Source organism: Spirulina sp. CCY15215 (assembly GCF_016888125.1).
In the GTDB taxonomy this organism is placed as follows: Bacteria; Cyanobacteriota; Cyanobacteriia; order Cyanobacteriales; family Spirulinaceae; genus CCY15215.
Genome location: NZ_JACSWA010000587.1, coordinates 1 through 7,332 on the forward strand (window position 1 = coordinate 1; position 7,332 = coordinate 7,332).

A 7,332-nucleotide genomic window follows, 5' to 3' on the forward strand; every position below is an offset into this window, starting at 1 on the left:
TCGATCGATAATATTCAAACTTATCTCCGCGATCGTAATTCTGAGTTGATTTGGATAAAACTTCGACCATTAACATCGGATTCATAACCGTTGTTTTGCTTTTACCTGTATAAATTGGTTTCCCTTGAATGACCATTATATCGGGATAAGTATATTGACGATAGGAAGGAATCCAAAGTTTAACATCTCCCATATAGACGCGATAAGGTTTCTTCTTGAGGAAAAACTTGAGATAAGCATAAAAATTCCCAGCAAGTTCATTATGATTGGTTGTTCCACCTGTCATGGGGACAATTTCTCCATCTCGATATTCGCTTTTAAATTCCGCTTGTTCCTCCAGTGCTAAATATTCCTCTGGAGTGTAGTAGCGAGTTTTAATTGTAGCAACCATGAGTTACCTTCCTAGCTAATACGATCGCCTTGAAATTATCTAATGACATTATAAACCAAATTTAGTTTTCTTGCGCTTTTTTTCGTTCTGCTAATTGTAAGCAAATGCGATCGTGGACTTCGCTAGTGATAGGATAGAAATAAGTTAAAATCATTCCCAGAATCAAAAATAAGGCTGGTAAAGGGGCGATCGCCAGACGAATAGCAAGAAGTGCGCTTTCAGGTTGGATGGGAATCGGTTCTCCCGGTAAACGTTCGATAAAACCGGCAAAATCTAAGGATTGACCTACAATTAATAACGCCAATGCTAGACCGAGTTTTTGCAGTAAAACCATAAAACCATAAAAGATTCCCTCTCGTCTCTGGCCTGTTTTTAACTCATCCCATTCGATAATATCAGGCATCATCGACCAAGGAATTAAATAAGCCACAGAAACTCCAATTCCTGCCAAAACTGCACAGAAATATAATAAGCCAACTTGACCGGGTTTAACCATGAAAAGGAGTGCTTGTTCGACAAGCCAAATTGAAGCCCCCAAAAAATAAACTGTTTTTTTGCCGAAGCGATCGCTTACTTTTTTCCAAACAAATAACATCCCTAAAGCAGTTCCTTGAATGGCGATCGCAACCAGAGGAAAATCGCCTTCTTTCATCCCCATCCAACTGACAACAAAGTAAATCATAATTGAGGCCACCAGTTGTACAGCTAACCACGAAAATAAATAAATACCAATGAGATAAAGAAAAGGCTTGGTACTTAAAACAATCTTTAACTGTTCTCCAAAAGGAATTGAGGGAATATCTTGAGCAAGCGATCGCGCTTTAACAGCATTTTCATCTACTAAATGTTGTTCGGGTTTAGAAACAATTAATGTCCAGCCAAAAGCAACGATTAAAACTCCTAGAGATAAGCCAGAAACATTGATGAATAAATTAATATTTTTGGTAAAGAAAGCAACAGAAAGAAAGGCAATGAAACCCAAACCGCCAAAAATGAGAATTTTGCCGACAGTTTTACGCCTAGAAAGAGAAAGTAAAGGTTTTGCACCGCGTTCTTGAATGCGAAATGTACACCAAAAAATAGCAATAGTTGAGACAAGAGAAGCAACTAAACCTAACAAAAAATACTGAGTCAGAGGATCGTCAGGATAAGACCCAAAAACAATTTGTGCTAAAATCAAAGAAAAAATACTTCCCCCAATCGAAAACGCCATGCGAAAACTATTTAAACCCGTGCGTTCGTTGTAATTTTGGGTTAATTCTGGCGTGAGTGCGGTATAGGGCAAATTAACAGCAGTAAATGCTAAATTAAACAGAATAGCGATGATAACATAATAGGTGAATAAAAACCATGTATTGAGATTAGTATTATCGCTAAAATGAGGAACTAGCCACTGTAAAAGAAATAACAGGCCAAAAGGAATTGCACCTCCTAACATCCAGGGAATGCGCCTTCCCCAAACAGTACGAGTGCGATCGCTTAAAATCCCCGTTAAAGGATCGTTAATAGCATCAGAAATCTTGCCGATCGCCAAAATAAGACTTGCCAAACCCGCCGACAATCCGGCCACATTAGTAAAGAAATATAACAGGAAAAAAACCAGTATATTTGCAGTCACAGCCGAACCTAAATCGCCCGCACCATAGGCCAATTTAGTCGAAAATGTTAGCTGTTCGACCTCAGAAGGGCGATCGTTTCCTTCTTTATCATCAGGACTCGGAATATCGTTCACGATCGTTGCTCCAATGTTGTAACGCTCTTTTTTAACAGGAAAAGTTCCAGAAAAACAGATTTATGCCTTAAAATTAGCAATAATTTCATAAGTCGTAACATTATTTACCCCTCAATCCCCATCTACCTATGCCGGAAATGTATTTGTCTTGGTCGGAATACCGCGAAACCATTGAACGTTTAGCCGCTAAAATTCACCGCTCTGGTTGGCAGTTTGATAGTATTGTGTGCATCGCTAAAGGAGGGCTACGAGTAGGAGATTTACTGTGCCGCTTATACGATCGCCCCCTTGCCATTCTTTCCGCTACTTCCTATCATGGCGAGGAAAATCGCCTGCGTGGAGATATTTCTTTTTCCCAGCATCTCTCGATGACAGCCTCTTCATTAGGGAGTCGTGTGCTATTAGTGGACGATCTGGTAGATTCTGGGGTGAGTTTAATTGAGTCGGTGAAATGGTTGCAGGACAATTGTGCAGAAATAGAGGAAATTCGCACAGGTGTTCTATGGTATAAGGAATGTTCTGCGATCGCGCCAGATTATTATGTGAGTTATCTTGCTGATAATCCTTGGATTCGCCAACCTTTTGAATACTACGAAAAAGCAACTATTGAGGAAATCGCGAACAAATACGAGAGTGTTGAAGAATGCGTAATGTTTTAATCTGAGGCGATCGCGCCGATACCAAAAGCAAAAACTATCACAAATGTGGCAGGGGGACTCCCGTTAGACCCGATAGGGTTAGCAGGAGAGGAACTGCCACCAAGAAGAGAAACTGAGCAAGGCGAATCATTACCTGAATGCGTATTCATAGCCGTCTGCATGGTGAATGGTTTGTAAATATTTAGGGTGAACATCAATACATTTTCCGGCAACCTTAAACATTCTTTTCCTTTTCAGGCTGTTCCTTCGTCCCTTAAAATGAAGCGGGAATCATCTCGAAGAACTAAATTATGACGACGTTTTATGTTAATCCAGTAACGGGAAATGATAGGGGCAATGGCAGTAGTAGTGCGCCGTTTAAAACCTTCACTCGCGCCCTCGATCGCGCCCTCCCGAAAACGACTATTTACCTCGCACCTGGAACTTACAGCACTACTACCCAAGAAAAATTCCCCCTCGTCGTCTCTACAGGCGTTACAGTCATCGGGCAGGAAGCGGATAAAGGAGAAAATATTATTTTATTGGGAGGGGGAGAATATAATAGTCCCACCTTTCAACGGCAAAATATAGCTGTTTTGTTAGAAGAGCGATCGCAGTTACGGGGTGTCACGGTGAGTAATCCAGGAACAAAGGGGATCGGCGTATGGATCGAATCTACCTCTCCCCTACTCGCCAGCAGTACCCTCACCAATTGCGCTTTAGCGGGGGTTGTAGTCACGGGAAACGGCAAACCCATCCTGCGAGATAATCGGGTGATTCGCAACACCTCCACGGGGATTTTTCTGCGACGCAATGCGAAAGGGGAAGTACGCCGCAATGAATGCGAACAAACGGGTTATGGTATTACCATTAGTGATGATAGCGCCCCCTTGGTGGCAGATAATCGTTTGAGTAACAATCGAGCCGGAGCATACTTATCCCACCGCGCCAAACCCGTGCTGCGACGTAATGCTATTGAAAAGAATACGATCGCCGGAATTGTTGTCAAAGATGAAGCGCAACCGGATCTGGGTAGTTCTCAAGACCCTGCTTTAAACCGCATTGGCAATAACGCCAAGGTCGATCTGCAAAATGAAACCAAGTTCGAGTTAATTTCGGCGGGAAATGAACTCAACCCCCAACGAGTTTTGGGTAAAGTTGTTTTTGCCGATCTGGAGGTCGATACGGGAAGTTCGGGACCAACCCAGTTTCGGGATGTCGAGGGACATTGGGCGACGGATTTTATCGATGGGTTAGTACAGCGAGATATTTTGCGCGGGTTTCCTGACGGGAGTTTTCAGCCGGAAGGGAAACTATCTCGCGTCGCCTATGCTGCGGCGATCGCCAAGGCTTTTAATTTACCCCGACAGTTGGGAACCCCGCGCAGTTTTCGCGATGTCCCTGGTAATTATTGGGGGGCGGCGGCCATTCTCAAGGCAACGGAAATGGGTTTTATTGCTGGGTTTGGAGATGGTACTTTTCGCCCGAATGCAAACTTAACGCGGGCGCAAGCATTGGTATCTTTAGTGAGTGGGCTGGGGCTAACTGGAGGGATCTTAGATATTTTGGGAATGTATCGCGATCGCGCTCAAATTCCCAGTTATGCTTTGATGGCGGTGGCGATCGCTACTGAGAAGCGCTTAGTTGCCAATTATCCCGATTTGGGTCGCTTAAATCCCTTACAAGAAATTTCGCGATCGGAGTTGGCGGCGTTTCTCTATCAAGCCCTAGTCGCAACGGGACAAGCAGCCCCCATTTCTTCTGCTTATCTGGTTAACCCAGACCCTTATTTACCCTCCTTTGTTGATACTAGCGAGCATTGGGCGCAAGATTTTATTCGTCGCTTGGCCAGTGCGGAATTAGTGAGCGGGTTTGGAGATGGTAGTTTTAAGCCAGACGATCCCATTAACCGCGCTCAATATGCTGCACTATTGGTTAAAGCCCTCAATCCCCCTGGGATTCGTCCTGCGGGGCAATTCCTCGACGTAGGGGCGAATTTTTGGGGGTTAGATGCCATTAACCGCGCCTATCAAGCGGGGTTTATTTCTGGCTTTCCCGATCGCACCTTTCACCCCGACCAACAGTTACAACGTTTGCATCTATGGGTCTCTTTATCTAGCGGTTTGGGTTTATCGGGAGGAGATGAAAGTGTTTTAAATCAGTATCGCGATCGCGCAGATATCCCCGCTTATGCCACCAGTGCGATCGCCGCAGCCACGCGATCGCGCCTGGTTGTCAATTATCCGACCCGCGATCGCCTACTCCCCAAACAAAATGCAACTCGGGCGGAAGCGGCGGCGGCAATTTATCAGGTATTAGTACATCAAGGGAAAATGAGCGCGATCGCATCTCCTTATATTGCGACCTAAACTGATTTGAGTTCGGGTTAACTTAAGATTATTCCGGATCGGGGCGATCGCGGAGCGCTAGTTTACGAGAATCGCTCTCTTCTGAATTTTCTTGTAATGCTTGCAGTTGTGCGATCGATAACCCTGTAGCTGTAGCTACTTGTTCCCAACTCATCCCCAGCACCAGCAGATTGCGCGCAATCTGCTGAATGCCTTGCTGAATACCTTGCTGAATACCTTGCTGAATACCTCGCTGCATTCCTTTCTCTTCAGCCTCTTGAACGAGTTCTTGATAAATAACTGACTCTTGCATAATATCCTTCCTCAAAATTCGCTTGATCGTATCCTTCTCTAATACTAACCCAGCCAGAATCGATGTAGATGCAGCAATATTCGACTGTATTTTGCGGCTGGGAATCTCCTCATCAAACATAATTTTGTATTGCGATCGCGCCTCTCATTATACCGTTGCGATCGCTCTTCTTTGGGAGGAAATGCGATGTTTTTTGGTACATCAAGGGAAAATGAGCGCGATCGCATCCCCTTATATTGCTATCTAAATGTGAGGAAATTATTCATGTTAAAAATGCACCCAAAAATTTTATCGATCGCTCCTGTAACCTTTAGCCTCTTGCTTTTTGTTTCTGGGAAAACAGGTGCATCTCAGTTTTGTAGAAATAGCGAGAAAAATGATCGGTTATTATAGTGGAAGCATCTCTTCTTTCCCTAGCGGCTTAGTCCTATCTCTCTATTGTTAATACTCTAAACTCTTGTCAAAAAGCGAAACTCTGTATACATTGATAATATCTGGGAATATCTGAGAGATTAAGTTGAGGGAAGGCGCGATGAAAAAGAGAACAAAAATCTGGGGCTGCATCCTGGCAGGGGTAGCAAGTGCGGCAATACTACCCGTCTCTGGGATGGCACAGGGAAAACCCGTTGAAACCCACATCGCCCAACAGTCGCCGGACTTAGATGAGGCAAACCGAATTTTGCAAGAGGCGGTTCAATTGCGTCAGCAAGGAACCTTAGAAACCTTCCAACAAGCCATTCCTCTCTTTGAACGCGCTGCAACTCTCTTTCGCCAAGCAGGAGAACAACGTCTAGAAGCCGTCACTCTCAACAACATTGGCTTCATCTATGACTCCCTAGGAGAAAAGCAGAAAGCCCTTGAATACTACGAACGCGCCTTGCCCCTCCGTCAAGCGGTGGGCGATCGCAGGGGAGAAGCTGGAACCCTCAACAATATTGGCGCTGTCTACGACTCCCTAGGAGAAAAGCAGAAAGCGTTGGAATACTACGAACGCGCCTTGCCCCTTCTCCAAGCCGTGGGCGATCGCGGGGGAGAAGGCACCACCCTCAACAATATTGGCGCTGTCTACTCCTCCCTAGGAGAAAAGCAGAAAGCCCTTGAATACTACGAACGCGCTTTGCCTCTCCGCCAAGCCGTGGGCGATCGCGGGGGGGAAGCCCAAACCCTCAACAATATTGGCGCTGTCTACTCCTCCCTAGGAGAAAAGCAGAAGGCTTTGGAATACTACGCTCGCGCCTTACCCCTCTTCCAAGCCGTGGGCGATCGCTCTGGGGAAGCCAGAACTCTTAATAACATTGGCTTAGTCTACTCTGACCTAGGAGAAAAGCAGAAGGCTTTGGAATACTACGCTCGCGCTTTGCCCCTCCGCCAAGCCGTGGGCGATCGCGGGGGAGAAGCCACCACCCTCCACAATATTGGCGCTGTCTACTCCGACCTAGGAGAAAAGCGGAAAGCGTTGGAATACTACGATCGCGCCTTGCCCCTATTCCAAGCCGTGGGCGATCGCCGGGTAGAAGCCGCCACCCTCAACAATATTGGCGGGGTCTACTCCGACCTAGGAGAAAAGCGGAAAGCGTTGGAATACTACGCTCGCGCCTTGCCCCTCATCCAAACAGTGGGCGATCGCGGGGGAGAAGGCACGACTCTCAACAATATTGGCTTAGTCTACAACTCCCTAGGAGAAAAGCAGAAAGCCCTTGAATACTACGCTCGCGCTTTGCCCCTCAGCCAAGCGGTGGGCGATCGCTCTGGAGAAGCCAATACATTATTGAATATTGCCTCTCTCCAACGTTCCCAAGGCAACCTTGAAAACGCCCTCACCCAGATGGAAAAATCCATCGCCATCCTCGAAGACCTCCGCACCAAAGCCCCCACCACCGAACTCCGCCAAACCTACTTCGCCTCCGTCC

General features: G+C 46.0%; 8 protein-coding genes. 4 read left to right on the plus strand and 4 right to left on the minus strand.

Features of this window, described 5'->3' with window-relative positions:
• A partial coding sequence (locus tag JUI58_RS21875; RefSeq protein ID WP_204105963.1) for a Uma2 family endonuclease occupies nucleotides 1-391 on the minus strand: 391 nt, incomplete at its 3' end.
• 61 nt (nucleotides 392-452) lie between these two features.
• On the minus strand, nucleotides 453-2,123 hold the full coding sequence (locus JUI58_RS21880) for an MFS transporter (protein ID WP_204105964.1): 1,671 nt from the start codon (nucleotides 2,121-2,123) through the stop codon (nucleotides 453-455).
• A 128-nt stretch (nucleotides 2,124-2,251) separates the two neighbouring features.
• On the opposite strand from JUI58_RS21880, the gene JUI58_RS21885 reads away from it, so the two are divergent.
• A complete protein-coding gene (locus tag JUI58_RS21885; RefSeq protein WP_204105965.1) occupies nucleotides 2,252-2,782 on the plus strand; it encodes a phosphoribosyltransferase family protein in 531 nt (176 codons plus the stop codon).
• On the opposite strand, the gene JUI58_RS21890 is transcribed toward JUI58_RS21885, so the two are convergent.
• Nucleotides 2,779-2,931: a hypothetical protein gene (locus tag JUI58_RS21890; protein WP_204105966.1), complete on the minus strand. Its 153-nt coding sequence runs from the start codon at nucleotides 2,929-2,931 to the stop codon at nucleotides 2,779-2,781. The two genes, JUI58_RS21885 and JUI58_RS21890, sit on opposite strands and share 4 nt — an antisense overlap.
• A gap of 141 nt (nucleotides 2,932-3,072) precedes the next feature.
• Here JUI58_RS21890 and JUI58_RS21895 point away from each other — a divergent pair, with 141 nt between their 5' ends.
• Nucleotides 3,073-5,130 carry an S-layer homology domain-containing protein gene (locus JUI58_RS21895; RefSeq protein WP_204105967.1) on the plus strand — a complete coding sequence of 686 codons (2,058 nt, stop codon included), beginning with the start codon at nucleotides 3,073-3,075 and terminating at the stop codon, nucleotides 5,128-5,130.
• A gap of 28 nt (nucleotides 5,131-5,158) precedes the next feature.
• Here JUI58_RS21895 and JUI58_RS21900 read toward each other — a convergent pair whose 3' ends face one another.
• Complete coding sequence (locus tag JUI58_RS21900) at nucleotides 5,159-5,542, minus strand: hypothetical protein (protein WP_204105968.1); 384 nt, start codon at nucleotides 5,540-5,542, stop codon at nucleotides 5,159-5,161.
• Nucleotides 5,543-5,551: 9 nt separating this feature from the next.
• Here JUI58_RS21900 and JUI58_RS21905 point away from each other — a divergent pair, with 9 nt between their 5' ends.
• Both JUI58_RS21905 and JUI58_RS21910 read left to right on the plus strand, forming a co-directional pair.
• The gene (locus JUI58_RS21905; RefSeq protein ID WP_204105969.1) at nucleotides 5,552-5,815 is read left to right on the plus strand and encodes a hypothetical protein; all 264 of its coding nucleotides are present in this window, start codon (nucleotides 5,552-5,554) and stop codon (nucleotides 5,813-5,815) included.
• A gap of 214 nt (nucleotides 5,816-6,029) precedes the next feature.
• Nucleotides 6,030-7,332 (plus strand): tetratricopeptide repeat protein (locus JUI58_RS21910; protein WP_348539952.1); only part of this gene is annotated, 1,303 nt, incomplete at its 3' end.